Source organism: Bradyrhizobium sp. 23AC, assembly GCF_054863025.1.
The window spans coordinates 1-242 of sequence record NZ_JAVAYN010000279.1; the positions used below are offsets into that span (position 1 = coordinate 1).

The following is a 242-nucleotide window of genomic DNA, read 5'->3' on the forward strand; positions in this document are numbered from 1 at the left end:
AGCGGCGGCAGGCCATCGTCGGCTGCGGCAGCGTCGGTGGGGGCATCGCGGCGGCGGGTCGGACGCGACCACACGATGTTATACGAGCCATCCTCCTGGCGGAACGCCGAGATGTAGAGCGGCTTGTCGAGGCTCGGATCCTCGATCTTGCCGTTGAGGAAGGTCTCGCCGGTCGAGTTGGAGGACAGCTCGAACAGCGCGCAGACCTGGACCCAATGGCGGGCAGCCGAGAGGGCGAGGAT

The 242-nt window shown here is 67.4% G+C and carries 1 protein-coding gene; it reads right to left on the reverse strand.

The genetic code is table 11. The annotated features are described in order from the left end of the window. Positions 1-242: DUF736 family protein (locus RAD10_RS42435; RefSeq protein WP_461622084.1), on the reverse strand; the 242-nt coding region annotated here is incomplete at both ends.